Source organism: Flavobacterium gelatinilyticum, assembly GCF_027111295.1.
In the GTDB taxonomy this organism is placed as follows: Bacteria; Bacteroidota; Bacteroidia; order Flavobacteriales; family Flavobacteriaceae; genus Flavobacterium; species Flavobacterium gelatinilyticum.
Genome location: NZ_CP114287.1, coordinates 4756158 through 4782131 on the forward strand (window position 1 = coordinate 4756158; position 25974 = coordinate 4782131).

Sequence of the window (25974 nt, forward strand, 5' to 3'; positions counted from 1 at the left end):
AAAAAATATACAAATGTTTAATAAATTTATACAAAGACCTGTTCTGTCGATTGTTATATCGCTGATAATTGTCTTTTTAGGAGTTTTGTCGGTACTTAATTTACCAATTACACAATTTCCTACCATTTCGCCTCCAATGGTGAATGTAACAGCAGATTATCCTGGTTCTAACGGTGAATTAATGGTTAAGGCGGTTGTAATTCCTTTGGAAAGAGCCTTAAACGGAGTTCCGGGAATGAAATATATGGCTTCTGATGCTGGAAACGATGGAGAAGCAACAATAAAAGTGGTTTTTAATTTGGGGACAGATCCTAATCAGGCCGCCATTAACGTACAGAACCGTGTGGCTTCGGTTACTAATAAACTTCCTCCTTTGGTAATTCGTGAAGGAATTAAAATTACACGAGAAGTACCAAGTATGTTAATGTATGTAAACCTTTACAGTACAGACAAAAATACCGACATGAAGTTTTTATACAACTATGCCGATATAAACGTACTTTCTGAATTAAAAAGGGTAAACGGAATTGGTTCCGGAGATATTCTGGGAACACGTGAATATGCTATGCGTATCTGGCTGAAACCAGATCGTATGCTGGCATATAAAATTTCTGCCGATGAGGTAATGGAAGCATTATCAAGCCAGAGTTTAGAAGCTTCTCCCGGTAAAACAGGAGAAAGTTCTGGTAAACGTTCGCAGGCATTTGAATATGTATTGAAATATTCCGGACGTTTTACAACAAAAGAACAATATGAAAACATCGTTGTAAAATCAAATTCTAACGGAGAACTTTTACGATTAAAAGATATTGCCAAAGTTGAATTTGGAAGTTCGATGTATGATATCTATTCGAATTTGAACGGAAGACCATCAGCTGCAATTGTATTGAAACAATCTTTTGGAAGTAACGCGAATCAGGTAATTGAAGAAGTAAAAGCGAAACTGGAAAAAATCAAACAAAAATTTCCAAAAGGAATGGATTATGAGATTTCGTATGACGTTTCTAAATTCCTTGATGCTTCTATCGAAAAAGTAATTCACACACTGGTTGAAGCCTTTATTCTGGTAGGTCTGGTAGTTTTCCTTTTCCTTGGAGACTGGCGTTCTACGGTTATTCCGGCTATTGCAGTTCCGGTTTCGTTAGTTGGAACCTTTGTATTTATGCAGTTTTTTGATATTTCATTAAACTTAATCACCTTATTTGCTCTTGTATTGGCTATTGGGGTCGTGGTCGATGACGCGATTGTGGTTATCGAAGCCGTCCATGCCAAGATGGAAGAGGAACATCTGTCGCCATTTAAAGCAACTAAAAAAGCAATGCACGAGATTGCGGGGGCAATTATTGCTATTACGTTCCTTATGGCGGCAGTATTTATTCCGGTGGCATTTATGTCAGGTCCTGTTGGGGTTTTCTACAGACAGTTCTCTGTAACTATGGCAACGGCAATTATACTTTCGGGTATTGTGGCATTGACCTTAACACCTGCACTTTGTGCCATGATGCTGAAAAACAATCACGGTCAGCCTAAAAGGAAAACACCTGCAAACCGATTTATTGATGCTTTTAATGATAAGTTCAATTTAGCACAAGGAAAATATCAGAACCTGTTAGGGAAAATTGTTAACAGAAGAGTTGTAACCATAGCGGCGCTTCTTGTATTTTGTGCGGGAACATGGTTGATAAGCAGTAACGTACCATCTGGATTTATCCCGAATGAGGATCAGGGAATGTTCTATGCGGTTATTCAGACGCCGCCTGGATCATCATTAGAAAGAACCAATAATATTGCTGAAAGACTGCAGAAAATTGCAGAAAAAATCGACGGCGTAAAATCAGTTTCTTCACTGGCGGGTTACGAAATTTTGTCTGAAGGTACAGGAGCCAACTCAGGAACCTGTCTGGTTAACCTTAAAGACTGGAGCGACAGAAAACATTCGGTTCTTGAAATTATGAAAGAACTGGAAGAAAAATCCAAAGATATTGCAGGTGCTAATATCGAATTTTTCCAGCCGCCTGCGGTACCGGGATATGGAGCTGCCGGAGGATTTGAGCTTCGATTGTTAGATAAAACAGGTTCAGGAGATTATAAGAGAATGGAACAGGTAAACAACGATTTTGTTGCCGAGCTGAATAAACAGCCTGAATTATCAAATGTATTCAGTTTTTACAGTTCCAGTTTCCCTCAGTACATGATGAAAGTAGATAATGATCTGGCGCAGCAAAAAGGCGTTTCTATCGAAAATGCCATGAATACGCTTTCGACTCTTGTGGGAAGTAACTACGAAATCAGTTTTATTAAATACGGAATCAACTATAAAGTAATCGTTCAGGCTTCTCCCGAATATCGTGCCCAGCCGGATGATATTTTAAAATTGTATGTAAAAAATGACCGCGACGAAATGGTACCGTATTCTGCTTTTATGCGATTAGAAAAAGTGTACGGACTTTCGGAAATTACACGTCATAATATGTACACTTCAACACAAATCAGCGGTTCTCCTGCAGCGGGTTACAGTTCAGGTACAGCGATTAAAGTAATTCAGGAAATAGCGGCAAAAAAACTGCCGAGAGGCTATGATATTGACTGGGCCGGTATTTCTGCCGATGAGGTGGCGCAGGGCAATCAGGCAATCTGGGTATTCCTGATTTGTTTAGGATTTGTTTATCTGGTTTTAGCAGCACAATACGAAAGTTTTATTTTGCCTTTGTCAGTAATTTTCTCTTTGCCGGCAGGTATTTTTGGAGCATTCCTTTTATTGAAAATAGCAGGATTAGAAAACAATATTTATGCTCAGGTTGCCATGGTAATGCTTATTGGACTATTGGGTAAAAATGCCGTGCTGATTGTAGAGTTTGCTATTCAAAGACACGCAGCAGGATTATCTGTTTTACAGGCAGCAATGGAAGGGGCAAAAGCAAGGTTTCGTCCTATTTTGATGACTTCATTTGCCTTTATTGCAGGGTTAATTCCGCTTGTATTTGCAACTGGTCCGGGTAAAATTGGTAACAGAACCATTGGAACCGCGGCGGCCGGAGGTATGCTTATAGGAACCATTTGTGGTGTATTTGTAATTCCGGGCTTGTATTTCATATTTGCTAAAATTGCCGAGAAACACAAACTGGTAAAACATGAAGAAGAGAATCCATTAACAGAAGAAATTGACAACAATCATGTATAAATTCAAACCTTATCAATACAGTATTGCAGCAGCGTTATGTCTTGCCGCGACCGCATGTAAAGCGCCTGTGGCCGAGACAGCAAGCACAAGCGCTCCGGTTCCTGAAGCATTTGGAAATGTAAAATCTCAGGATACGACAAATATATCGGCTTTAAAATGGAAAGACTTTTTTAAAGACCAAAATCTGGTTGAACTGATCGATATTGCCCTGAAAAACAATCAGGAACTAAATATGACTTTGCAGGAAATTGAAATTGCAAAAAATGATATTCGCATTCGTAAGGGAGCTTTACTGCCGTCTGTAGGCGTTCGTGCAGGAGCGGGAGTAGAGAAAGTAGGCCGTTATACAAGTCAGGGTGCCGGTGATGCCACAACCGATATTAAACCGGGAATAAAGACACCGGATCCTTTACCAGATTATACTATTGCTGCTTATGCAAACTGGGAAGTAGATATTTGGAAAAAACTGCGTAATTCTAAAAAAGCAGCCGTAAACCGTTATTTAGCAACAGTTGAAGGTAAAAATTTTGTAATTACAAATTTAATTGCCGAAATCGCTGATTCGTATTATGAATTATTGGCTCTAGATAGTCAGCTTGATATTGTAAAGCAGACTATTGAATTACAAAGTAATGCATTAGAAATTGTAAAAGTTCAAAAACAGGCTGCAAGAGCAACAGAATTAGGAGTTCAGAAATTTCAGGCTGAGGTTTTAACTTCAAAAAGTTTAGAGTTTGATATTCTTCAGAAAATAAAAGAGAACGAAAACAAAATCAACTTTTTGTTAGGGCGTTATCCGCAGGAAATCAAAAGAGGGAAAACCAATTTTACAGACTTGCTTCCGGCAGCTGTAAACTCAGGAATTCCGTCTCAATTGTTAACGAACCGTCCGGATGTAAAACAAGCCGAACTGGAATTGGTTGTAGCAAAACTGGATGTAAAAGTGGCTCGCGCTGAATTTTATCCTTCACTGGATATTTCGGCTGCGTTAGGAGTTCAGGCTTTCAAACCATCGTATTTGTTTACTTTTCCTGAATCGCTTTTGTATTCATTAGCCGGAGATATTGCCGCACCGCTTATTAACAGAAACGCTATTAAAGCTGAGTTTTCGAGTGCCAATGCAAGACAGCTTCAGGCTTTGTACAATTATGATAAAACGATTCTTAATGCCTATTTAGAAGTTTCAACACAGCTTTCTAAAATCGAAAACCTTCAAAAAGGCTACGATTTAAAATCACAGCAGGTTGATGCTTTAAATAAATCTATTGATGTATCGAATGATTTGTTTAAATCGGCAAGAGTAGATTATTTCGAAGTTTTAATGACGCAGAGAGATGCATTAGAAGCAAAACTGGAATTAATCGATACCAAAAAAGAGCAATTAAATGCTGCTGTTCATGTTTACAGAGACCTGGGCGGCGGATGGAAATAATTTTGCCAATTAATTTGTAGAGGGAAAGCCTTTCGGGAGTAAAATTCTGAAAGGCTTTTTATTTTTTTAACCGCTGTGTTCGCAAAGTGTTTTTAAGCTGGACTTTTTATAAACGCAAAGTTCACAAAGCTGTCTGTTGAACAGGCTTTGCGGACTTTATGTAATTCTTTGTAAAATTTGCGGTTAAATCATTAAGATAAAAAATCCTTAAACCACAACCCGGAATTTTTGATGGTTCGTTTCTGGGTTTCAAAATCAACATGAATCAGACCAAATCGGGCGTTGTAACCTTCGGCCCATTCGAAGTTATCGGTAAGGCTCCAGACGAAATATCCTTCGACATTTAAACCGTCTTTTTTCGCTTTTAAGATTTGTTCTAAATGATCCTGAATGTAATGTGTTCGTTTTATATCGTACACTTTTCCGTTTGTAACCGTATCTGGAAAAGCGGCTCCGTTTTCTGTAATAATGATTTTTCTGATTCCCTCATATTCATTGAATTTTTTTAGAACATGATACAGGGCAGGCGGGTAGACTTCCCAGCCCATTTCGGTAGAAATAACATTTCTTTTTACGGCACTTACCAATTCGGCGCCAATGTAGGGAGTCAGAAGAGAATATTTTACAACTTCGCGTGTGTAACACTGCAGACCTATAAAGTCAAAATCGAAGTCGAGATTATTTAAATCATCTTCTAAAATATAGTTGTTTAGTTTTTTAAGAACCGGAAGATCTTTCTGCGGATAACCCAATCCTAAAATAGGTTCGATAAACGTTCGGTTGAGTAAAGTATCGACACGTTTTGCAGCTTCAACATCTTTTGTACTCTCGGTTGCGGGTTCGATATGAGTGCAGGAAAATGTAGTTCCAATATGAGCCTGCGGAATATGTTTACGAATTATTTTGGCTCCTGCAGCAGTTGCAAGCGTAACGTGGTGCATCGCTTTCAAATAATTGGTAATCCCTTTTTTGCCAGGTGCGTGAATGCCTAAAAAATATCCGGCCCCCGTAAATACCGAAGGTTCGTTAATTACCATCCAGTTCTTGACACGATTGCCAAAATGCTGTACGCAGACTTCGACATATTCTTTAAACCAGGAAACCGATTCACGGTTTGTCCAGCCTCCTTTTACTTCCAGTTCATGCGGCAGATCCCAATGATACAAAGTAATCCAGGGTTCGATTCCCGAAGCTAGCAGTGCGTCTATAATTTTATTGTAATAATCGATTCCGGTCTGATTTACAGGATGAACTCCGGTTGGCATAATACGCGGCCAGCTGATAGAAAATCTGAAATTGGGAATGTTTAATTCTCGGATTAGATTAATATCGTCCTGATAACAGTTGTAGAAATCGCAGGCTGTCAGGGCATGATGTCCGTTTTTTATTTTTCCTTTTTGAGATGTAAAAACATCCCAGATAGAAGAACCTTTTCCGTCAGAATCATGAGCACCTTCAATTTGGAAAGCGGCGGTTGATACACCCCACAAGAAATCGTCACCAAATTGGTTTTTGTTTAAAAATGAGCTTTCAATTTTATTCATTCAATAGTACTTTCCTTTATTTTAAACGGTTTATTAGTGTAGGAAAGAAGATTGCATTGCTCTTAAAAAAAGCCATTCTTTGAATGATACCAAAAATTTTAGATTGAAGAATTTCATAACGATTAGTTTTTATTCAAATTAAGAAAACTAATGTGAAATTATTGTAAACTCATTATTATCAAATGATTAAATGTAAAAAATGGGAAGATGTTAATCTTCCCATCTGCAAAGTGTAAGGCCGTAGCCTCTGGCTTGTTTAAGTGATGTTTTTACGACTTCGCTTCGGCAGGAACTAAGTCCGCGGCAGGTTTCTTTAAGATGGTATTTTTTTGATCCTGTCGAACCGCACATATAGACTTTGGTATCCTGCGGTCGAAATGAGGTTAGAAAAACCATAATCAGTACGAGTAAAGTATATTTCATTGCTGTATTTTTTTATTTAACAACCAGATTGTATTGATTTCCTTTTTTATCAAGAGCCTTGAGTTTTCCGTGCGAAACCCATTCGGTATTGATTTCAATTTCGGCAACCGTGTCACCAATTAAAATTCCGGCGCCGTATTTTCCTTCAGTATTAATATTTCCAAAAACCGAATCGCCGCTGCTATTTATTCCTTTTACATCATAATTGTACTTATACTTTCCCGGATTTCCGGTTCTGTATTGGTATTTATAGGTTGTATTTACATGATAGGTCTTGGCTTCTTCGGGTGTAATCGTCTTGCGGTCATCTGCCGTAATTACCGGTTTATAAAGCGAATTGATCTGCGGAACCGGAGGCGGTGCTTCGATATTTCGGCAGGAAATTATAAATAGTAATAAGACTAGAATGGAGTAGTTTTTTGGCATAGACGTTAGATTAATATTTTTAATTAGATAGAAGCGATAAATCTAACCAGAAAAAGGAAGTTTTGACTGAGTAGTTATACTGGATTTTATTTTCTTAATGGATTAATCTTTCGGCAATTTCTTCCTTCTCAATTATTATCTGGGAAGGAAGAATCATTTGAATATTATGAGTTATTGGATTTTTAAAGATTTGAAAACCGCCCCTGCAATTTTTGTATCGAAAATAAAATGCTTTTAATCCATTCATAAAACCTTCTTTTTGAGTGATTTCAAAAACGTATTTCGAGCAGGATTTTTAAAAATGCATTTTCTTCTGTTTGAAGCAGGAATAAATCTCCAATAAATCTGAATAGCAAATAGTATTAGATGTTTCATTTTTTCTGAAAAACAACCATTTGATTATTTGTTGTATAACCCGGACGTGCGCCAAATCCAAAACATCCTGTATCGGGATGAACAAATGTTGAAACGCTTTCTAAACGAACATATTCCCATCCTTGATTTGTGAAGTTTTTAATTAAGCTTTCAAGTTGTTCCGCAACATGATTTGTATTTCCTTTTTTAGGATCAATCGAAGCGATAAAGGGTACTACTTTGTATTCCATAATTTTTAGTTTTTAGTTATTATTTGAATTTTTAGTGACCCAAAAGTAAAACCAATCCAAAACAATATTTTATGGAAATCCGTATTCTCAAAGGTTTTTTGATAGAATTTTATAAAAAACAAAAAAGAGGAAATGCAAAATTCCTCTTTAATATTACAGTTGTAATTTTTAGTCGTGATCCAGAATAAAATCTTTAATAATTTTATCCATGTTTGAGGGCAGGTCGGCATTTTTAATTTCAAAATGTTTAATTTTCATTTCGGAAAGCCATTTTGTCCAGTACGTTTTAATAATCTTTTCTTCAAACGGATTATTTTTAGAAGGATTAATTCCTAAGACTAAAACTTCAAGATTAGATAAGTCTTTATCAATTTTTATAAATCCAAAGTTTTCTTTTTCCATTTTTTTCTGCCAGTCGTTTGTATTTAAGCCGCTTTTTTTGATTAGCTGAGGAGTTAAATAACTGGATAAATTACCGTCTTTGATCTGCGTACCTTGATAAAACATATAACCGTCAGTGAGAATAATTAAAATGTTTCGGTACCCGGCATCAATACACTGATCATTTACTTTATTGTCAAAAAAGTTCCATATATCAGATCCAATGTATTTATCATCTTTAATAGCCGATTCGTAAATGGCTGTTGTTTTTGATGCATAGGTATTGCTTATTGAATTTAATAATTCTTTTGAAGCGTTATCTTTATCAACGGTAATCCTTAAATCTTTTGAAATAGAATTAATTTCAGGGTTTTCGGGTTCAGGATTAAAGAATAACTGCATTTTATCATCAATCTGTCTCATCCTTTTTGATTTTAAATGCTGGCTGAAAGCTTCAGCAGCAGATTTTATGTATCCTAAATCTCTTTGGTAAAATTCCATGGTAGGATTTGGATTTTTTTTAGTGCTTATTCTGTCTGATAAGTCAACAAGAATACTGATGTTGTAATTTTCTGAAACGCTACTTTTTGCAACAGTTTCTTTTTCTTCGTTTTTGTTTTCTTCTTTACATGAAAAAAACAAAATAAGGCACAGTATTACAAGAGATTTGTGTAATGTGTTTTTCATAATTGTTAGTTTTTAGAATAGACCAAATGTTGAAAATCGGGATCTACCAGATTTAATCGTCCTAAATGTTCTTCAGACAAACTTTCGCAGTTTTCAAGCAGTTCGACTTTTTCTTTATGAGGCAGTGCAATTTCTGTATTGATAGCCTGAAACCATCCTTCTTTGTATTGGTGATGATAATGCAGATATTCCTTTACCGGGAAAACAAAACCGTCAATTTTTGACTGGAGTTCTGAAATTTTACCGTTTATAGTAACAATCTGCTGTTTAAAATCATTGATTTTATTGTTGTAATCTGCTTTTAGTTTTTCCAAGTTGATCAGGTTTTCTTTTTTGCCTCTAATAAAAGCTCTGATTTTATCGATGTTTTCAAATTCTTTCATCACAAAATCAAATACAAGTCCCCAGATTATGTAGACAACAAATCCGGCAAAAATGATCATCCAGAATTCAGGTTCTCCCAGAGCGATATTTAAATTGTAAGGAGAAGATTCTGTTGTTTTATTAAACTCATAAATCTTTTTTTCGATGATGTAAGCTAAAAGCGAATCAAATAAAAAGGTAATCAGAAAAAGTGCCGCGAGTCTGAGAATGTTTTTTATGCCTTTTCCTTTTTGAACCATGTGAATTACATAGCCTAATCCCATAAATACAAACGGAATAGTGACAACCAAAACTCCTTCCAGCCAGCTTGCTTTAAAAGCATTGGTAAAAGCATCTGCATCAAAAATGGCTGCTGTTAGACTGTCATTTGAAAATTCTTTGAAAAAAGCCGAGTAAGAAGCTGAAATATAGAAAACCAAAACATATAAGGTTATAGGAAGCAAAAGAATCAGACCAATATAAAATTGCGCTTTTAAGCCTTTTCCTTCTTCAATTCCGTATTTATCCGGATTGCGTTTTACCTCGATAATTTCGTTTTTGATCTGGTCGATAGTATCATTAACATCCTGTTCTTTTTTTTCGAAAATGCCAATTGCAGCTTCAGATTTTTTAAGTTCTGTTCTGTTTTTTTCCTGCTCTTCGCGATACGGCTGTTTCAACCTGTCCTGTTCCATTTTTTGTTTTCGGCACTGATCTTCAAAACTCATATATAAATTTTGCAGACATGCTTTTAAAACAATTGGTTTTCCGGTTGCTTTTACCGAAGCTGCAAAACCGCTTTGGTAATAGGTGATTCTAATTTGTTCTCTTTCTTCCTCGTTTTCTTCATGAGGTTTAAATGAGGAATCTTCGGATTTTTTTAAACTAAATAATTGTGAAAGTGGTTTCATAATTTAAGCGTTTAGTTGACTAATAATTTCTTCTTTACCAATGTTTTTCTGCACACAGTCAATGAGATAATCAGATAAGTCGTTGATGTTCTCGTCAAGGAAATCAAATTTTCGGCAGTATTTGCGCAGCATATTTAATTCATCGTCGGTTACTTTTCCGTCGGCCCAGATAAGCCGTGTCAGATCATACAGATATTCAATTTTTGTATTTAAACTTTCCGGAACTATAAACTCGGTAGTAACCGGGTTGAGGAAAAGTTTATCGAGTTCTTCTCTTGGAATTCCTCTTTCGTCTGCAAAATGATACAGCATTTGAAGTTCTAATACATCAAAATGATCATCTGCCAATGCCATTTGGTATAATCGTAAAAAATGGCTTTTAAGTTCTAGTGTTATCATGTTTTTTAGGATTGTTTATTTTAAAGATTCGCAGGCTCTGCCGTCGCCGTCCGCATCAAGATTTTTGTAACACTTTCTGTTACTGTCGTAAACAGCTTGTGCTTCTGCCCGTGTTTTAAAACTGGCACAGGTTTTTGTTGGACAATCTGAATTTGAACCTGAGCTTGAATTTGAATTTGAACCTGAGTTAGAAATATCATCAGCTGAATCTGAGCAGGAAATGATTGAAGTAAGCATAATGAAAACCAGAATTAGTAATACACAGCCGTTATTTTTTCCTGAAAAAGATCTGGATCTGTTATTTGTAAAGTGTCCCTGAACATACGTTCCGTTTTTTCTGTAATATCCTTTTCGATATCCCATAATTAGTATATTAAAATTTAAGTGTATAGATTAAAAATGTAAGAAGTCCTGTGAAGACAAAGAAAACAAGGCAACCGCTGTTTTGGTAACGTACGCCGGGAATGCCTGTTTTTGTAGAATAGCCTCTTTTGCTAAATGTGCCCATTTTGGTTCTTAAACTTGGAGAGATTCCGGATTTACTAATGTTAAGTCCAAGTCCGCCTCCAAGTTTAATTCTTTTTTGAAATCGAAAGCCCATGGCACATTAGCTTGTATGGCATGCATTGCAGCAGGTTTTGCAGCCATTAGATTTTGAGTACGTTTTTTTAGCTTCAACAACAGCTGGTTTACAATCAGAAAACTGACCTAGATATTTTCTGTTTAGTGATGAAGGCAAATATGTGCAGTCTTCGGTATGAACTTCATGATCGCCATTTAGCTGCGCATTCTCATTTACATAGTATTTTTTCATGGTTTTAAAGTTTTAATTAGTATTTATTTTTTTTGATAATCCAAAAGTAAAACCAATCAAAATCAGTATTTTACGGAAATCCATAATTCGTAAGATTTAAGCAGAAGAAATAAAAAAAGCTCCCGAAGGAGCTTTTACGCAGTTAAAAAAATAGAAGTTAAATGATTCCCATATCTTTTGTGATGGAAACCAAATGAACTGTATTGTTCGCTTTAAAAAAGTCTTTGAGCTTCGAAAGTCTTTTTTCTATGGCACTTTTGCTGTTGGGTTTTACGTCTGAATTTTTAAAAATCTCTATGATTTCATCTTGTGAAGTTCCGTTTGCCAGATATTTTAAAATTCGAATATCCAGATCGTCTATTTCGAAATTGTTTTTCTCCTGCAAAGCAGAAGCAACCTCCGGTGAAATAAATTTTTGATCAGAAGTCGAAATGAGTCTAATTGCTTTTTTCAGCTCTTCAATACTGTGAAGACCTTTTAATACAAAGGCATCAATGTCTGCATTTTCAAAAAGTGATTTGATGCGGAAACTTTTATCTTCGACAGAATAGGCTGCAATTTTAATATCCGGCTGTAATTCGCGAACCTTTTTTACCAATTCATCTCCGCTTTCGATTTTTGCTTCGCGGTCTGTTTTAAACGAAAGATCACTGATTAGTAAATCATAAGGATCATTGTCCTGAATCGCTTTTCGTATTTTTAAAAAGGCTTCATCGCAATATTTTGAGTGCTGGAAATTAGTAATGTCCAAATCTTTCAGAACTTGTATAATTCCTAAATTCATTGCGTCAAGATCCTCGGCTATTATTACTTTTTTAAACATGGGCTTTTATTTAGGCATTGTTATTTTTACTTTGAAACCATTATTGGGTTCAGTGTCAAAAGTAATAGTTCCTTTATTAGACAAAATACGGTTTTCCATATTTTGCATGCCATTTTTAATAATTTTTTCTTTTTCGCAGCCTTTTCCGTTATCACTGTAATTTATAAATAAGGTATTGGAATTACTCTCAAACTTTAAAGCAACTACCGACGCCTCGCTGTGTTTTTTCATATTTACCATTAATTCATGTAAAACGCGCTGCACAGCCACTTTTTTTAGATCATCCATAACTTCCCAATTTACTTTTTCGATACCATTGATAATAACATTTGTAGTATTGTTGTTATAAGTCGAAAGCATATCTTTTAAAATTTTTGGAAAGTTTGGTCCCGTATCAATATCATTGTTTTCTCTGGAAATACCTCTAACACGAATATAAATATCATCTAGTTTTTTCAATAAGCTTTCTTTATCTTTTTGAGTAACTAAAGGTTGTGTCTGGGTAAAGGTAATGGCATGAAAAACATCATTTGCCAATCCGTCGTGAATGTCTTTTGCAATTCGGGTTTCAGTTTTATAAGAAGTTTTGATTTCAGTAATTCTATTTTTATTTCTGAAGTAAATCACCAATATTATAATTAAAATTACTAAAGAAGTTATGCCGATTCCTAAAAATATCCTTTGATATTTTGCTTCCTGAAGCGATAATTCATTCTCTATTTTTTCCAGTCGAAGTTTCTGATTTTCGTCTTTTTCTTTTTTTGAATCGTATTTTATTTTGGCAAATTTGTTTTTAAAGTTGTTTCTGATTTTAATGATGCTGTCGTTCAGAGTAATGTATTGCTGTCCGTATTTGGTTCCGGCATCATTAGAAATTAAAAAAGATAAAGCTTTTAATCTTTCATCTACGCTGTTGGTCTCAGTTGCTATTCTGTACGCAATGAGTGCAGATTCATTTGATTTCTTTCTATTAGTGTGAGAGTAATATTCGGCTAAATGCAGGTAACTTTCGATACTTCCGTATGAATCATTTATTTGTTTTCGTAAGGCAAGACTTTCAGTCATTAATTGTATACCTTTCTCATTTAAATCTTTTTTAAAATACGCATATCCAAGATTATCGATTACTCTAGATTTACTTTTCCAATGTTCCTTGTCATCAAATATTTTTTTATTTAAGATAGCTTCTAAAATTTCAATTGCTTCGTTATATTTTTTTTGTTTGATATAAACAACGGCTATATTATTTAACGGCGATTGTTTTGATATGGAGTCATTAGAATCCTTAATTGCTTCATTATAATAGAAAATAGCATCATCATAAACGGCTAGTTCTTTGTCTGCAATTCCAAAGAAATTATTAATGGCGGCTTTATAATTATTATCATTTTTTCCGTAAGGCAAGGCTTCTGTAAGGGTTTCCTTGCTTCCGTAATAATCACCATTTATTTGCTGTATGTAAGCCATCTGTATTAGATTGTAAACAACATTGCTGCTGTCTTTAATGCTCTCAAATCTTATTTTTGATTTATTAAAATAGTAAAAGGCACTATTATAATTGCTTTTCTTAAAATGATCAATGGCTTTTTTCTGCAGCATTACAGCTGTTTTTTTATTCAGACCAGGTTTGATTTGAACAGTTGCTTTCTCTTCACAAGAAAGGAAAAACAGAAAGATTAATAAAATAAAAAACGGGGATCGTACCATAACTGTTACTTTCCCCGAATTTAATAATTTATTAAAAATTATAAGATTTTATTACTAATTTTTTGGTGGCTGCACCGTTATTGGATCATCACCGGGACCCTGTGGCGCATTTGCATGTGTTTCATCCTTTTTTATTTCGGTTTTTTGCTCCGCAGTTTCTAATTCATCAGCAGAACAAGAGAATAAACTCATTGACAAAAGCGCGCACGCTCCCAATACATATAATGTTTTCATTTTTTTTAATTTTAAAAATTTGACAAAAGGCGCTGCTGTCCGGAATCTTTTTCCGGGTTTTTGGTTAGGGTGCAGCACCACATTTTTTTTGGGAAGTGAAGTGTGTAGAACAGTAAGATTTTCATCTATACTTCCCGGATAAAATCCGTCTTACGGTTTTCCACACTTTTTGAATAAACTAGTTTTGTACATTTGTTCTGATCGCGATGCAGAACAGTAACTGATTCATTTACAAGGCAAAGTAACGGTGCTAATTCGAGGATGATAATATGGAATTCCCGGAATTCCTAAGATGTTTAATAATTACTAGGAATTCCTAAGAATTCCTGAAAAAAAGATTAGCCTATGCCTAACTTTACTATTGAAGATTATAAAAAAGCTATTCATGCTAAATATGAAAAAGAGCTTAGAGAGGAAAAATTTCCAAACCCTTCCCAAGCAAATCTTAGAAATGTATGCTGGGATCTGTTTGAAAAAAATGAGAATTCAGACGACTTAATGGTTTTTCAAACTTTTTTTGGATTTGAGTTTGATCTAACAAAAAGAAATCAATTTAAAGTACATACGGATAGATTTAGACCTATTGGGAATTTTTTTAAAGGTAAAAGTGATTTAGCTGATAAAGATGCTGCAAATCTTGCGGCTGTATTGGTTGACTTTAAACCAAGGCCTTTTAGGAATTTTAGAGAGAAAGGAGTCGGTGTCAATTATGAAACTCAGCCAAATCCAGGGAACTCAAGTCCTCCTCAGCCATTTATTATTATTGACAAGGAGAAATCAAATTTCAAAATAGAAAAGGAAGAGCCCAAAAAGCCACTGCCTTTTATTTGTAAAAGTGAAGGAGAAGAATCTGATTTTGAATTTATTGAGGAATCAGAAAATATTATGGATAATAATCAAAGTATGATTTTGCCTCAAATACAAAATCCAAAAGAAATAGAAAGAATTAAAAATACTAAAGAAAAAGTTACAAAGTATTTCAAAGGAATTTTTATTACTTTTTTAATTTTCTCTGTTGTTGGGACAATGGGGTATTTCGCTTTCTTCCAAAAACAATGCATGCAATGGTCCGGTGATCATTACGAAAAAGTAAGCTGCGATTTAAAAGTGCAGGGGATAGGATTGGCTAATATCATAGAACCGCTGGATGAAACTATTTTTAATCTGAAGAAAGTAAAAGTCTGCGATACCACGCCTTGTTTCGATAAAAATGGAGAAGCGGTAATATGGTACGGAAAGACGGCAAACGGCATTGATTTCTTTGATGGGCACGGAAGGCATCCTGAGAATAATAAGCCTTTGAGGCCTGTTACGCAGTATATTTTGAATAAATATGTAAGGAAGTAGTCATTTGCTGCTAAAAATGAAATTTATGTAAATCAAAACAAAAATCATGGAAATTATTATAGGATTATACATCTAATTTAGCAGTATAATTTTTAAACAGAAAAACACCATGAAAATTAAAGCAATATTATTAGGAATGTTATCAATCGGATTTTTAGCTACATCTTGCAGCAGCGATGATAATGAAGGGGAAACAATCGTTCCATTACAAGGGAAATACAATTTGAGCCAAACGGGATCAATTGTTGATGGAAAAGAAGTATTAATTGATGCAGTTCAAAATGAAGAAGGATGCAGCAGAGACTACTTAGAACTTCGATTAAGTAATGCGGCCGTTATTGGGGATTACAGCGGCGATAATTGTGCCTTAGTAGAAACAACCGGAACTTACGTAAGATCTCACAATGATTTAACGATTACTATAGGTGCTATCAGTACTACAAGTGATATTATGAATCTTACGAACAAAGAGTTAAAACTGAAAGATAAAGCAACAGGTTTTATCACAGTTTATACGAGATAAGAAAAAATTGTTTTTGAGATAATTTCAATTCGATCCGAACTGAAATGGAAAACGGAAATAACTCTAATGTTATTTCCGTTTTTTTATGCTGTTTTATATTTCTTTTTTGATTAATCTAAAGGAATATAAATATCAAAAGCGGCGCCTTTGTTTTGTTCACCTTTTGCGGTTATGATTCCGTTATGGTTTTCGACTATTTTTTTTACGATTGCCAGGCCAATTCCGGTTCCGTTATAATGATCCCTTCCGTGCAGACGCTGAAAAACATCAAATATTTTTTTGCTGTAATGCGGTTCAAAACCAATTCCGTTGTCAGAAACGGTAATATGACAGTATAAGGTTTCTTTTGCCAAACCTTCGTTTTTAAAATCAGAGCCTTTTGAAATTTCGCTGTTGATTTTTATGACAGGCGGTACATCCGGTTTTGAAAATTTAAGTGAATTGCTCACCAGATTATAAAGCAGCTGTCTGAACTGAAACGGAATAATATTGATTTCCTGAGTTTCGTTGTTTTCAATATGGGCATTTTTGTGTTCGAGTTCTTCTTTTAAATCTTCTCTTACTTCATTAATAATTTTGGAAAGTTTGGTTTTTTCAAATTTTCTTTCCTGAATATTCGTTCTCGAATAGGAGAGCAGGTCGTTGATTAAAGTCTGCATGCGCTGCGCGGCATTTTGCATTCTTTGAAATTTATCTTTCCCGTATTCGGATAAATTTTGAGATTCCTTGTCGATAATCTGCGAGGCAAAAGTCTGGATTTTTCGTAAAGGTTCCTGTAAATCGTGACTCGAAATATAAGCAAAAGACTGAAGCTCTTTATTCATGTGTTCCAGTTCAATATTCTTCTGTTCCAGTTCGAGTGCATTGCGTTTTATTTTGTCATCGGCTTTTTTCTTTTCGGTCAGATCGTGTGTTACTTTCGAAAAACCAATGACTTCGTTGTTTTTATTATGAACGGCAGTAATAACAACACTTGCCCAGAATAGACTTTTGTTTTTACGAATACGCCATCCTTCCTGAACGGCGCGACCGGTTTGTCTGGCCCTTTCGAGCAGCGTATTCGGAAGATCGTTTTTTTGATCTTCGGGAGTGTAAAAAACAGAAAAATATTTCCCTACTATTTCTTCGGCTTTATAACCTTTTATTTTTTCGGCACCTACATTCCAGTTTTCGATAATACCGTCGTGGTTGAGATATAAAATAGAGTAATCCTGAACTTCTTCGACCATTAAATGATACCGTTCCTCGCTTTTTTTGAGCGATTCGTACATCTGGCTTAACTCTCTGGTTCTGGCCGTTACCTGTTGTTCTAATTCGTGTGTAAAAGCTTTTTCGGTATGCACATCGGTAAATGCACCCACCCATTTGATAATTTTATTCTCGGTATCCAGAACAGGTTCACCAATTACGACATGCCATCTATAACTGCCGTCTTTTCTAAGAACCCGTACATCATATCTAAAAACCTGTCCGGTAACAAGGCTGTGTTTCCATATTTTCATGCCTTCCTGCAGATCTTCGGGATGAATCATCGCTTTCCAGTCGGTATCGGCAACGGGTTTTACTCCGGTATATTCCAGCCATTTTCCGGATGCAAACAGGCCGTTTCCTTTTTCATCGGTTTCCCAGATTAACTGCGGAATACTTTCGGTTAAGGATCTGAAACGTTTACTGCTTTCTTCTATTTTTTTTCGGGCTTCAACTTTTTCAGTCACATCGATCATGGTCGCTCGTATTCCTGAAATATTATTTTCTGAATCATAAAGCGGTGCGTATTCGAAATCAATATAAAATTGTCTTTCGCTTTCATCATTTTTGATGATGATCTGCGATTCAATTTCAGAATATACCTTACCGGTTTTATACACTTCTTCTAATAATTCACTGTATTTTTGTTCCGTCAGCTCAGGAAAAATTTCAAATAGCTTTTTGCCCTCAACATCTTTTTCTTCTTTTCTCCAGATATTTTGCAATAAAGCTACATTGGCCATTTCAACCACCATTTCGGGGCCTTTTAAAATAGCTTTTGGAACGGGAGACTGCATAATGAGGTTTCGGAATCTTTTTTCGCTTTGTTCAAGTTCTTCCTGATGATTTTTTTCGGATGTTATATCTCGTACTGTACCAATTAATTTATCAGGACTGCCGTTTTCATCATAAAAAACTTTTCCTTTTCCTTCCATCCAGTGAATCGTGTTGTCTGTCCAGATGGTTCGGGCTTCGTAATGAAGATTTCCGGATGTCAGCGCATCTTTAAACGACTGATTACGGATAAACATATCATCAGGATGTAAATGCTGGAGTAATTGTTCGTGCGTCAGTTTTACATTTTCTTTGTAACCGCCCACAATTTCAAGGTATCTTTGGGAATAGAACGGTTCACGGGTTTTGGCATTTAGTTCCCAGGTGCCCAGTTCACTTGCTTCTACTATTATTTTTAAACGGTCTTCGTTTTGTTCGATTTTTTTTCTTACTTCGACTTTTTCGCTTACTTCGGTTACGGTAACAATAATGCCGGATATTTCTCCATTTTCTTCACGCAAAGGCGAATAAAGAAAATCAAAGTACGAAACTTCAAATTTTCCATGTCTTTTTAAAGGAACAGGCATTTCGTTTCCATAATACGGAATTCCGGTATTTAGAACATTTTCTAAAAGATCGTTTACCGTTTCTTCGACTTCGGGTATGGATTCAAACAAGGGACGTCCGATGAAACCGGATTCTTCTCGGTCTACGATTTTTAAGTAGGCTTCGTTTGCAGATTCTACAATATATTGAGGGCCTCGCAGAATGGTAATTCCAAGCGGCGCCTGTTTTACGGTATCTCGGAAACGTTTATCGGCAATTTCAATTTTTTTAGAAGCCATGTGCAGGTCCGTAACATCTGCCGCAGTGTTCATAACGCCGTATACATTACCGTTTGTATCGTACAAAGGGGTAAAACTGTAATGAAAATAAAAGGATTCTAATTTATTATTTATGTTGATGTTAATTTGAGCATTTTTGTTGTGGAAGGATTTTCCGGTTTTATAAACACCTTCAATCTGCTCAAAAACCGACTGGTTTTCTAATTCCGGCAGAATTTCTTTGTATGATTTGCCAATTACATCAGGACCTTTTCCCCAGACTTCTATAATTGATTCATTGGCCAGTTCGATCCGCATTTCTTCACCCACATAAACCCCAATAGGGAAAGGAGCATTTTCAACCAGCTGCCTTATTTTCTGTTCGCTTTCTTCAAGCTTTGTTCTGGCTACAACCTGATCGGTAACTTCTATGGCAAGCGCTACTACGCCGGAAATACTGCCGTCTGCTTCTGTTAGCGCTTCGTATACAAAATTAACATACGTATTTTCGGTTTTTCCATTTCGAGAAAGCTGCACGAACCGTTCGTTGGCCACAAACTTTTTACCCGTTGCATATACATTCTGAATGAGTTCTTCTAATCCCTGATCTTTTATTTCCGGAAGTACATCAAAAATCGATTTATTAATAACCTTTTCAGATTCGGTTTCCCAAAGGTCAATCATTTTTTTATTGGCAATTTCTACCACATGATCTTTTCCTCTAAAAACGCACATGGCAAGCGGCGCCTGCATGATGTTGTTTTTAAAGCGCGTATTTTTTTCTTCCAGAAGATCGGCGGCTTTTTTCTTGGCTGTTGTTTCGATAACCGTTACAAGAACACCGCCTACTTCGCCGTCTTCTTTTTTTATGGGCGAATAGGAAAAATCAAAATAACAGGTTTCGATGATTCCGTTTTTGTTTAAAGGCACCATGAAATCAGTAAAACTTACAGGTTTTCCGTGTTTTACATCATTGAAGATTTCATGTGTAAGATTCCATATTTCCGGAAAAGTTTCTTTTGGATTATTGCCAAGAGCTTCCGGATGTTTTTCTGAACCAATAATATTGCAGAAAGCGTCGTTGTATAGCTGAGTCAGTTCAAGTCCCCAGGCGATATACATGCCAAATGGGTTATTAAGCATAACCGAAACCATTGTACGCAGACTTTGAGGCCATATATCAGGACTGCCTAAAGGGGTTTTGCTCCAGTCTTTCGATCGGATTAATTCGCCCATTTCTCCGCCGTCGGCTAGAAAATAATGTTCCTCATTTGCATGGCTCATTTAGAAACTGGTTTAAGGTTGAATGACAAAGCTGCCCCTTGCAGGCTGTTTGAAATTATTTTCGGATGCAGCTATGAGGGCGTTTTCAATAACCGATTTCAGTTTTGAAAAATCACCGGGTTTGCGAATATAAAATGTAGCGCCTTTTTCAAACATCACATCGACAATTTCGCCATCGAGCGAGGTAGAAAAAATAATGATAGGAAAATCTTTCAGCTTCTCAATCTGTCTTATTTCTGTTAGACATTCAGAACCGTTTTTCTTTGGCATGTTGAGGTCAAGAAACAGCAGATCAGGTAAATTGTCTACTGGTTTTGATGTTAGATATTCCATTAATTGAACTCCGTCATTAACAGTTACAAGAGTAGTTTTGAGTGATAATTCGTCAAGAGCTTCTTTAAAAAATGAGCAGTCATCTTCGTCATCATCAGCAAGTAAAATGTTGTAAATCTGTTGCTTCATGTGGTATTAAAAATTTATTACAGGCAATTATTTTATTTTTCTCTGCAGGTATATGATTAAGTTTGGAGGGAAAAATTTTAAAAAAAATATCCATAAAATTAACTTATTTAATTGAGAATTTCCAAAGTATTTGTCTTAATAATTTTATGAATCGTTTTTTTATCACAAATATGATGCATCAAAATACAAATTTAAAATGCCTGCAGGAACAATTTAAATCAAAAATATGCGTTATAATTTTACGACTGTATTTCTTCATAGTCTCAAACTCCCTTATTTTACTGCCCTTTACACAGTTTAGACTGTATAAACATTCTACAAAGTGTGAAAATATTATACACATTGATTGTGTGTAATAAAACGTAATTGCTTCAATTTCAGTTTGAAACCGAAATGGCACACCGCTTGCAAATTGGGTTAATGTCTTTTTGTAACAACAAATGAAAACAACAAAAAGAGCCAATTATTTAAAAGCCATTTTAGTAGAATTAATACAACAGGAACATGGAAAGCGAAACAATTATCTCGAAACAATTTTATTCAAGCGGCACAATAAGCAGCGATGCCCAATTACGAACTCCAATTTTTAACATCAATACTAAATCTGAAAAAGCACAGCCTGAAAAGGTACATGTTGAAAGACCGGCAAGCAAAAGAGGTCTTGCTATAATCATAGCAACATTACTTTTACTTTTTGCAGGAGTTTTTATGGTTTTTCAGTTTCAGCCGGATTTTGACCAGCTGCATTTAGAAAGATTAAACTCAACGGGCGGTATGATATTTTTAGCCATTACCATTTCGTTATTTGTTTTTAAAGGAAGTATGTTTTTATACAACTTGTACCTTTATTTAAGATATAAACCAATCGAATCAGTATCTGACGAATTACTGCCGACTGTTACGGTAATCGTACCGGCTTATAATGAAGGTAAACTGGTTTACGAAACCTTAATGAGTCTTGCAGAAAGCGATTTCCCGGAGCACAAATTAGAGCTTTTGGCTATCGACGATGGAAGTAAAGATGATACCTGGTACTGGATTCAGCAGGCAAAAGTAAAATTAGGAGATCGTGTTTCGATTTTTCAGCAGCCAAAGAACAAAGGAAAACGTCACGCACTTTACCGTGGATTCAACCTTGGAAAAGGAGAAATCTTTGTAACGGTTGACAGTGATTCTATCGTGAAAAAAGATACTTTGAGAAACTTGGTAAGTCCGTTTGTTGTAGACGAAAAATGTGGTGCCGTTGCCGGAAATGTTCAGGTTTTGAACAACGAAAAAGCAATTTTACCAAAAATGCTTAACGTAAGTTTTGTAATGAGTTTTGAGTTTATGCGTTCTGCTGAAAGTATGCTGGGATCTGTACTTTGTACACCGGGAGCTTTGGCCGCTTACAGAAGTACAGCTGTATTTGCCTGCCTTCCGGAATGGATCGAACAGACATTTATGGGACAGCCATCGGATATTGGCGAAGATAGAGCCATGACCAACATGATCCTAAAACAAGGACATCACGTATTGTTTCAGCGTAATTCGTATGTGTTAACAAACGTTCCTGAAAGCTACAAAGGTTTATATAAAATGTTTATAAGATGGGGAAGAAGTAATGTTCGTGAAAACATTATGATGGCAAAATATGTTTGGAAAGACTTTAGAAAAGAATCCAAATTTGGAGCAAGATTATTGTTTACAGAACAATTTTTGAGAATTTTAATGACAATGCCATTCTTTATTTTCATGTTCTATTTTATTGCAACACACCCATTATTATTTATCAGCTCTGCGCTGCTGGGTATTTTGATCGTGTCTAGTTTTTCAGCATTCTTTTATGCTAAAAAATATTCACTAGGAGAATCATTCTGGGCATATTCGTATAGTGTTTTCTACACATTCGCATTATTCTGGATCGCTCCGTATTCAATCCTTACAGCTCACAAAAGAGGCTGGTTGACCAGAGGTTAAGAAATTTCCGCAACTACTATTATATTAATCCCCGAAAAGCTCCTGTCCCACAAAACAGGAGCTTTTTATTTATTATATGTTAAAGCTGTTTTTTTATTTTGTCCGGTATTGATTCCTTTTCCAGAGGTAAACCGAAATAGCATTGACGAAAGCCAGAATCCATAAAACGGGACTCGTAAAAAAGCTTTCATAACTTCTTCCGTTTGGGATTTCTACAAAAGGAACTGTGATAATAACATCCAGAACCAAAGCCGTAACCGACATTATAATTCCCAATTTCAAGCCGTTCATTTCATTTTTGCGATAAAATAATTTGGCAGAGCCGATGGCAAAAAAGATAATCAGGAAAGCGGTAATAGCAGACTGTACGTAAAATGAATCTTTTACAACGGGAACTTTCTCTAATATATAGAAAGATAAACTCACGCCAATCCAAACTAAAATTCCAGAAGATAAGGCGCTAAGATATTTCATGATCTTTGTTTTCAGGATTCCAGATTCCGGTTTGGGCTGTTTCTTCTGCGTAAGCGGTAAATTCTCTGGCTTTTCGGGCCAAAACTTTTTCAATATCGTGAGTAACAGATGCATTTCTACCGTCCAAAACTTCTTCAAACAAATAATTCACCAGCCAGATATGATCTTCAGGAACCTGATAATCTCGTAACATCTGTTTGTAATCTTCTAATGATAAAGGCTGAAAAGTGATATTTCTGCCGCTTGCGAGAGCAATTTCGTTTACACAATCTTTAAAAGTCAATAATCTCGGACCTGTTAATTCGTAGGTTTTGCCGTTATGATTATCGTCTAAAAGTACTTTAGTTACAACATCGGCAATATCATCGGCATCTGTAAAAGGTTCAAGCGCTTCGGCTCTTGGAAGTGCGACAATTCCGTGAAGAATAGGATCCAGGAAAAAGCTTTCGCTAAAATTCTGATTGAACCAGCTGGCACGAACGATAGTCCAGTTTTTGGCATTTTTCTTTACGATTTCTTCGCAGACCTGCGCTTCTTTTTCGCCTCTTCCGGAAAGTAATACCATTTTTTCAACTCCCGATTCTGTGGCAAGACGACTGAAATTTTCTATGGCATCAGCAGCAAAAGGCACAGCCAGATCAGGCTGAAAAGTAATGTAAACGCTGTCGATTCCGTTTAGAATTTTGGACCATGTTTGCGGATTTTCCCAGTCAAACGGGATTTCTTCAGATCTTGAACCCAGACGAAGTTCTACATCAGGATTGTTTTTTAATCTTTCAGCCACTCTGCGTCCTGTTTTTCCGGTGGAACCCAGAACTAAAATTTTCTTTTTCATATCAGTTTCTTTTTTTTGATTGATTACTGATACAAAGCTGCTGTGATTAAGGCACAATCATTTGTCGCAAAAGAATTATGATTTGTTTGAAAAGAATTGTTGTTTGACATCATTCGGGCGCATGCCGAATTTTTTATGAAAGGCATTCGAAAAAGAGCTTAAACTTTCGTACCCTACTTCCCAAGCCGATTCCTGAACTGTTTTTTCGCTTTCGCGGAGGAGTTCATACGCTTTATTGAGCCGTTCTTCCTGAATGTATTTGAAAACCGGAATTCCGAATAATTCCTTGAAATTCCTTTTCAGCTTATTGCTGTTGAGCCCCACCATCTGCGATAATTGACTGATCGACGGCGGTGTGCAATAATTGGTCGTTACGATTTCTTTGGCCTGAAAGAGTTTGTTTTTATCGATTTCGGATAAATCTGTTTTTTTGTCTGAAGTTAAAAGCGCAAAGAAATGGGCGAGGAGCTCATTAACCTGACTTTTTAAAAACAACAGTCTGGTGTTTCCGGTATACGGAGTCGAAAAGATCTTTTGAACCGCCAATTGCATTTCGAGTGTCATATAAAAGGAAGGGCCTTTTACAAAATGCTCCTCGGGATTTAATAATTGAGGCAGATAATTTTCGAAAATTTCCCTTTCGGCCTGCGAAAGTGTGTTGAGGTTTTTCAGTTTTGTAAAAATACTGATGGACTGTAAAGGTTTATCGGGTTCGATCTTATGCGAGAACTCCACTTTTTGATTTCCGAAAAAACAAATCGCCAGTCCGGTTGTATTCACCAGATATTTAGTCTGCTGATTGTGTTTGATTTCCAGCTCAACATTTCCCGAACCATAAAAAGCAAAACCCACTGCATCGCCGTCGATTTCGCATTTCTGCACAATCGTTTTATTGGTATTCGACTGTTCGATTAAAACTATAAAGTCGTTAAGTTCAATGATATCGGTTGTCATGGGGTTGGTTGAGGTTTGAATAAAATGCCTGAAAAGTTAAGGTTTATTTTTTAATTTAAACTTGTTAGAAGAATTGTGTTTTTTGTTTTACACTAAATAAATCATCTAATAGAGAATAGTTTGCAGTTAAAAATGGCTCTCACAATCCCAGATTAAAACTAATTTTGGATAGATTCCGTATATAATATAAAATACGAATCATGACTGCAAATTCCTACCTTCTGCCATCTGCGATATATAAATATCTTTCCATCAACGACGACCGTTCCGTACCTTTTGAGGAACTGTGCCTCTTTCTGTACACTTTAGGAAGCGAAGACGCTTTTTCTTTTGAAGTTTTTTCTGCTGAAAAAAGCTATAAGACCCGCGTAATGGATATATTGATTTTTCTTTCGGATATTAATCTCATCACTTTGGATCAAGTTACAGACGAAAGTGTTATTAATAAGCTGTGCAGGAATTAATTTTTGTCTTTTCTTTAGTGCAGTTTGTGCGAAAAAATAATATGTAAAAGGTATAATTACTGTTTTGGTCTGGGCTCAGGAAAAATTAGTTTTTTAAATTTGCAACTGTCGGAAAAGTTGTGTTTTTGTCAATATCACAAATCTATTTCTAAAAAATGTACTGAAACTGTATAATACAGTAATGAAGATGTTTTTTACGGATTGTGTTATTTTTTTAATGCTAATTATTACCTTTGAATTATGAGCACGTTATCAAGACCACAGCATATAGGGATTTCAAAATCTCATGTCACTAACTTTGAAACACTACCTCTATTTTGAAAACATCCGTATTAAAAAAGAGATTAGTCCTATAGCTATACCAAATATAACCACTCCTAAAAATACTTTAAACATAATTTCGAAATCAAAATAAACAAAACCTGCAATTATAAAAAATATTACTCCAAAAAATGTATTTATTGCGTCAGGGTTATTATTAATATATTTTTTTATTTTTTTTCATCATTTCTCCTCTACTTTTTCTTTTATTTGCAACTGTCGATGCAGTGCCAGATGAAACGGCAGCTCTTTTTCTAACATAACTTTCCAATTTCTTTAATTGCTGCGCTAACATTTGCTTTCGCTTTAGAAGCCACATTAGATTTTCCTCGAGCTATATTCTTTTCAGTGTTAACTGCAGTTGTTATTTTTTTTACCTGTTGGAGAGTTTAGCGCTCTTTTTTCTACTTTACTTGCAATACCAGATGCTATTCTTCCAGAACCAACGTCAATAAGTGTACTTCCTACTAAAACTTTACCTTCTTTAATCGCTTAGACTTGCGACGCTAACTCCTGTATTAGTAGTAACATCAAAAGCTAATTTTGCTGCTCTAGATGCATTTTTATATTGATTT

25 protein-coding genes are annotated in these 25974 nt (G+C 35.6%); 6 read left to right on the top strand and 19 right to left on the bottom strand.

What is annotated here, in order from left to right; translation table 11 throughout:
* Positions 1-13: 13 nt before the first annotated feature.
* Both OZP11_RS20600 and OZP11_RS20605 read left to right on the top strand, forming a co-directional pair.
* The gene (locus tag OZP11_RS20600) at positions 14-3181 is read left to right on the top strand and encodes an efflux RND transporter permease subunit (protein ID WP_281232371.1); all 3168 of its coding nucleotides are present in this window, start codon (positions 14-16) and stop codon (positions 3179-3181) included.
* Entirely contained in the window at positions 3174-4613 is a 1440-nt protein-coding gene (locus OZP11_RS20605; protein WP_281232372.1) for a TolC family protein, read from the top strand. The genes OZP11_RS20600 and OZP11_RS20605 overlap by 8 nt, the downstream gene beginning before the upstream one ends.
* A 191-nt stretch (positions 4614-4804) precedes the next feature.
* Here OZP11_RS20605 and OZP11_RS20610 read toward each other — a convergent pair whose 3' ends face one another.
* The 13 genes from OZP11_RS20610 to OZP11_RS20665 all read right to left on the bottom strand — a co-directional run bounded on the left by OZP11_RS20610 (position 4805) and on the right by OZP11_RS20665 (position 13930).
* Complete coding sequence (locus OZP11_RS20610; RefSeq protein WP_281232373.1) at positions 4805-6157, bottom strand: GH1 family beta-glucosidase; 1353 nt, start codon at positions 6155-6157, stop codon at positions 4805-4807.
* A 210-nt stretch (positions 6158-6367) separates the two neighbouring features.
* Complete coding sequence (locus tag OZP11_RS20615; RefSeq protein WP_281232374.1) at positions 6368-6580, bottom strand: hypothetical protein; 213 nt, start codon at positions 6578-6580, stop codon at positions 6368-6370.
* Positions 6581-6592: 12 nt separating this feature from the next.
* Positions 6593-7006, bottom strand: a complete 414-nt coding sequence (locus tag OZP11_RS20620; RefSeq protein WP_281232375.1) for a hypothetical protein — start codon at positions 7004-7006, stop codon at positions 6593-6595.
* 371 nt (positions 7007-7377) lie between these two features.
* A complete protein-coding gene (locus OZP11_RS20625) occupies positions 7378-7611 on the bottom strand; it encodes a hypothetical protein (protein WP_281232376.1) in 234 nt (77 codons plus the stop codon).
* Positions 7612-7779: 168 nt separating this feature from the next.
* On the bottom strand, positions 7780-8679 hold the full coding sequence (locus tag OZP11_RS20630; protein WP_281232377.1) for a hypothetical protein: 900 nt from the start codon (positions 8677-8679) through the stop codon (positions 7780-7782).
* Positions 8680-8684: 5 nt separating this feature from the next.
* The gene (locus OZP11_RS20635) at positions 8685-9953 is read right to left on the bottom strand and encodes an ABC transporter permease (protein WP_281232378.1); all 1269 of its coding nucleotides are present in this window, start codon (positions 9951-9953) and stop codon (positions 8685-8687) included.
* A 3-nt stretch (positions 9954-9956) separates the two neighbouring features.
* Entirely contained in the window at positions 9957-10352 is a 396-nt protein-coding gene (locus tag OZP11_RS20640; RefSeq protein ID WP_281232379.1) for a tellurite resistance TerB family protein, read from the bottom strand.
* A 15-nt stretch (positions 10353-10367) separates the two neighbouring features.
* A complete protein-coding gene (locus OZP11_RS20645; protein WP_281232380.1) occupies positions 10368-10715 on the bottom strand; it encodes an excalibur calcium-binding domain-containing protein in 348 nt (115 codons plus the stop codon).
* 10 nt (positions 10716-10725) lie between these two features.
* A complete protein-coding gene (locus tag OZP11_RS24940) occupies positions 10726-10953 on the bottom strand; it encodes a DUF4236 domain-containing protein (protein ID WP_432419643.1) in 228 nt (75 codons plus the stop codon).
* A 6-nt stretch (positions 10954-10959) separates the two neighbouring features.
* Positions 10960-11166 (bottom strand): hypothetical protein, encoded by a 207-nt coding sequence (locus OZP11_RS20650; RefSeq protein ID WP_281232381.1) that lies wholly within the window; start codon positions 11164-11166, stop codon positions 10960-10962.
* 157 nt (positions 11167-11323) lie between these two features.
* Complete coding sequence (locus OZP11_RS20655) at positions 11324-11989, bottom strand: response regulator (protein ID WP_281232382.1); 666 nt, start codon at positions 11987-11989, stop codon at positions 11324-11326.
* A gap of 6 nt (positions 11990-11995) precedes the next feature.
* Complete coding sequence (locus OZP11_RS20660; RefSeq protein ID WP_281232383.1) at positions 11996-13696, bottom strand: tetratricopeptide repeat-containing sensor histidine kinase; 1701 nt, start codon at positions 13694-13696, stop codon at positions 11996-11998.
* Positions 13697-13750: 54 nt separating this feature from the next.
* On the bottom strand, positions 13751-13930 hold the full coding sequence (locus tag OZP11_RS20665; RefSeq protein WP_281232384.1) for a hypothetical protein: 180 nt from the start codon (positions 13928-13930) through the stop codon (positions 13751-13753).
* A gap of 345 nt (positions 13931-14275) precedes the next feature.
* On the opposite strand from OZP11_RS20665, the gene OZP11_RS20670 reads away from it, so the two are divergent.
* Both OZP11_RS20670 and OZP11_RS20675 read left to right on the top strand, forming a co-directional pair.
* Positions 14276-15277 (top strand): hypothetical protein, encoded by a 1002-nt coding sequence (locus OZP11_RS20670; protein WP_281232385.1) that lies wholly within the window; start codon positions 14276-14278, stop codon positions 15275-15277.
* A gap of 109 nt (positions 15278-15386) precedes the next feature.
* Positions 15387-15800, top strand: a complete 414-nt coding sequence (locus tag OZP11_RS20675; protein ID WP_281232386.1) for a lipocalin family protein — start codon at positions 15387-15389, stop codon at positions 15798-15800.
* 110 nt (positions 15801-15910) lie between these two features.
* Here OZP11_RS20675 and OZP11_RS20680 read toward each other — a convergent pair whose 3' ends face one another.
* On the bottom strand, positions 15911-19930 hold the full coding sequence (locus OZP11_RS20680; protein ID WP_281232387.1) for a PAS domain S-box protein: 4020 nt from the start codon (positions 19928-19930) through the stop codon (positions 15911-15913).
* Between the two features lie 12 nt (positions 19931-19942).
* A complete protein-coding gene (locus tag OZP11_RS20685; protein ID WP_281232388.1) occupies positions 19943-20392 on the bottom strand; it encodes a response regulator in 450 nt (149 codons plus the stop codon).
* A 504-nt stretch (positions 20393-20896) separates the two neighbouring features.
* Between OZP11_RS20685 and OZP11_RS20690 the strand changes: the two genes are divergently transcribed.
* Positions 20897-22351 (top strand): glycosyltransferase family 2 protein, encoded by a 1455-nt coding sequence (locus OZP11_RS20690; RefSeq protein ID WP_281232389.1) that lies wholly within the window; start codon positions 20897-20899, stop codon positions 22349-22351.
* 93 nt (positions 22352-22444) lie between these two features.
* Here OZP11_RS20690 and OZP11_RS20695 read toward each other — a convergent pair whose 3' ends face one another.
* The 3 genes from OZP11_RS20695 to OZP11_RS20705 form a co-directional block, all read right to left on the bottom strand.
* The gene (locus tag OZP11_RS20695; protein ID WP_281232390.1) at positions 22445-22825 is read right to left on the bottom strand and encodes a DUF5367 family protein; all 381 of its coding nucleotides are present in this window, start codon (positions 22823-22825) and stop codon (positions 22445-22447) included.
* Complete coding sequence (locus OZP11_RS20700) at positions 22812-23660, bottom strand: NmrA family NAD(P)-binding protein (protein ID WP_281232391.1); 849 nt, start codon at positions 23658-23660, stop codon at positions 22812-22814. Before OZP11_RS20700 ends, OZP11_RS20695 begins: the two co-directional genes overlap by 14 nt.
* A gap of 75 nt (positions 23661-23735) precedes the next feature.
* Positions 23736-24614 carry a helix-turn-helix domain-containing protein gene (locus OZP11_RS20705; protein ID WP_281232392.1) on the bottom strand — a complete coding sequence of 293 codons (879 nt, stop codon included), beginning with the start codon at positions 24612-24614 and terminating at the stop codon, positions 23736-23738.
* Positions 24615-24814: 200 nt separating this feature from the next.
* On the opposite strand from OZP11_RS20705, the gene OZP11_RS20710 reads away from it, so the two are divergent.
* On the top strand, positions 24815-25078 hold the full coding sequence (locus tag OZP11_RS20710) for a hypothetical protein (RefSeq protein WP_281232393.1): 264 nt from the start codon (positions 24815-24817) through the stop codon (positions 25076-25078).
* A gap of 478 nt (positions 25079-25556) precedes the next feature.
* On the opposite strand, the gene OZP11_RS20715 is transcribed toward OZP11_RS20710, so the two are convergent.
* A complete protein-coding gene (locus tag OZP11_RS20715; RefSeq protein ID WP_281232394.1) occupies positions 25557-25694 on the bottom strand; it encodes a hypothetical protein in 138 nt (45 codons plus the stop codon).
* Positions 25695-25974: the final 280 nt, after the last annotated feature.

Bases quoted from the DNA above. Each gene is read 5' to 3' on its own strand.
- OZP11_RS20610 (WP_281232373.1), bottom strand. From the start codon at position 6,157: ATGAATAAAATTGAAAGCTCATTTTTAAACAAAAACCAATTTGGTGAC.
- OZP11_RS20715 (WP_281232394.1), bottom strand. From the start codon at position 25,694: ATGTTAGCGCAGCAATTAAAGAAATTGGAAAGTTATGTTAGAAAAAGA.
- OZP11_RS20695 (WP_281232390.1), bottom strand. From the start codon at position 22,825: ATGAAATATCTTAGCGCCTTATCTTCTGGAATTTTAGTTTGGATTGGC.
- OZP11_RS20670 (WP_281232385.1), top strand. From the start codon at position 14,276: ATGCCTAACTTTACTATTGAAGATTATAAAAAAGCTATTCATGCTAAA.
- OZP11_RS20625 (WP_281232376.1), bottom strand. From the start codon at position 7,611: ATGGAATACAAAGTAGTACCCTTTATCGCTTCGATTGATCCTAAAAAA.
- OZP11_RS20650 (WP_281232381.1), bottom strand. From the start codon at position 11,166: ATGAAAAAATACTATGTAAATGAGAATGCGCAGCTAAATGGCGATCAT.
- OZP11_RS20600 (WP_281232371.1), top strand. From the start codon at position 14: ATGTTTAATAAATTTATACAAAGACCTGTTCTGTCGATTGTTATATCG.
- OZP11_RS20640 (WP_281232379.1), bottom strand. From the start codon at position 10,352: ATGATAACACTAGAACTTAAAAGCCATTTTTTACGATTATACCAAATG.
- OZP11_RS20660 (WP_281232383.1), bottom strand. From the start codon at position 13,696: ATGGTACGATCCCCGTTTTTTATTTTATTAATCTTTCTGTTTTTCCTT.
- OZP11_RS20635 (WP_281232378.1), bottom strand. From the start codon at position 9,953: ATGAAACCACTTTCACAATTATTTAGTTTAAAAAAATCCGAAGATTCC.
- OZP11_RS20690 (WP_281232389.1), top strand. From the start codon at position 20,897: ATGGAAAGCGAAACAATTATCTCGAAACAATTTTATTCAAGCGGCACA.
- OZP11_RS20620 (WP_281232375.1), bottom strand. From the start codon at position 7,006: ATGCCAAAAAACTACTCCATTCTAGTCTTATTACTATTTATAATTTCC.
- OZP11_RS24940 (WP_432419643.1), bottom strand. From the start codon at position 10,953: ATGGGCTTTCGATTTCAAAAAAGAATTAAACTTGGAGGCGGACTTGGA.
- OZP11_RS20710 (WP_281232393.1), top strand. From the start codon at position 24,815: ATGACTGCAAATTCCTACCTTCTGCCATCTGCGATATATAAATATCTT.
- OZP11_RS20655 (WP_281232382.1), bottom strand. From the start codon at position 11,989: ATGTTTAAAAAAGTAATAATAGCCGAGGATCTTGACGCAATGAATTTA.
- OZP11_RS20685 (WP_281232388.1), bottom strand. From the start codon at position 20,392: ATGAAGCAACAGATTTACAACATTTTACTTGCTGATGATGACGAAGAT.
- OZP11_RS20630 (WP_281232377.1), bottom strand. From the start codon at position 8,679: ATGAAAAACACATTACACAAATCTCTTGTAATACTGTGCCTTATTTTG.
- OZP11_RS20645 (WP_281232380.1), bottom strand. From the start codon at position 10,715: ATGGGATATCGAAAAGGATATTACAGAAAAAACGGAACGTATGTTCAG.
- OZP11_RS20675 (WP_281232386.1), top strand. From the start codon at position 15,387: ATGAAAATTAAAGCAATATTATTAGGAATGTTATCAATCGGATTTTTA.
- OZP11_RS20680 (WP_281232387.1), bottom strand. From the start codon at position 19,930: ATGAGCCATGCAAATGAGGAACATTATTTTCTAGCCGACGGCGGAGAA.
- OZP11_RS20665 (WP_281232384.1), bottom strand. From the start codon at position 13,930: ATGAAAACATTATATGTATTGGGAGCGTGCGCGCTTTTGTCAATGAGT.
- OZP11_RS20705 (WP_281232392.1), bottom strand. From the start codon at position 24,614: ATGACAACCGATATCATTGAACTTAACGACTTTATAGTTTTAATCGAA.
- OZP11_RS20605 (WP_281232372.1), top strand. From the start codon at position 3,174: ATGTATAAATTCAAACCTTATCAATACAGTATTGCAGCAGCGTTATGT.
- OZP11_RS20615 (WP_281232374.1), bottom strand. From the start codon at position 6,580: ATGAAATATACTTTACTCGTACTGATTATGGTTTTTCTAACCTCATTT.
- OZP11_RS20700 (WP_281232391.1), bottom strand. From the start codon at position 23,660: ATGAAAAAGAAAATTTTAGTTCTGGGTTCCACCGGAAAAACAGGACGC.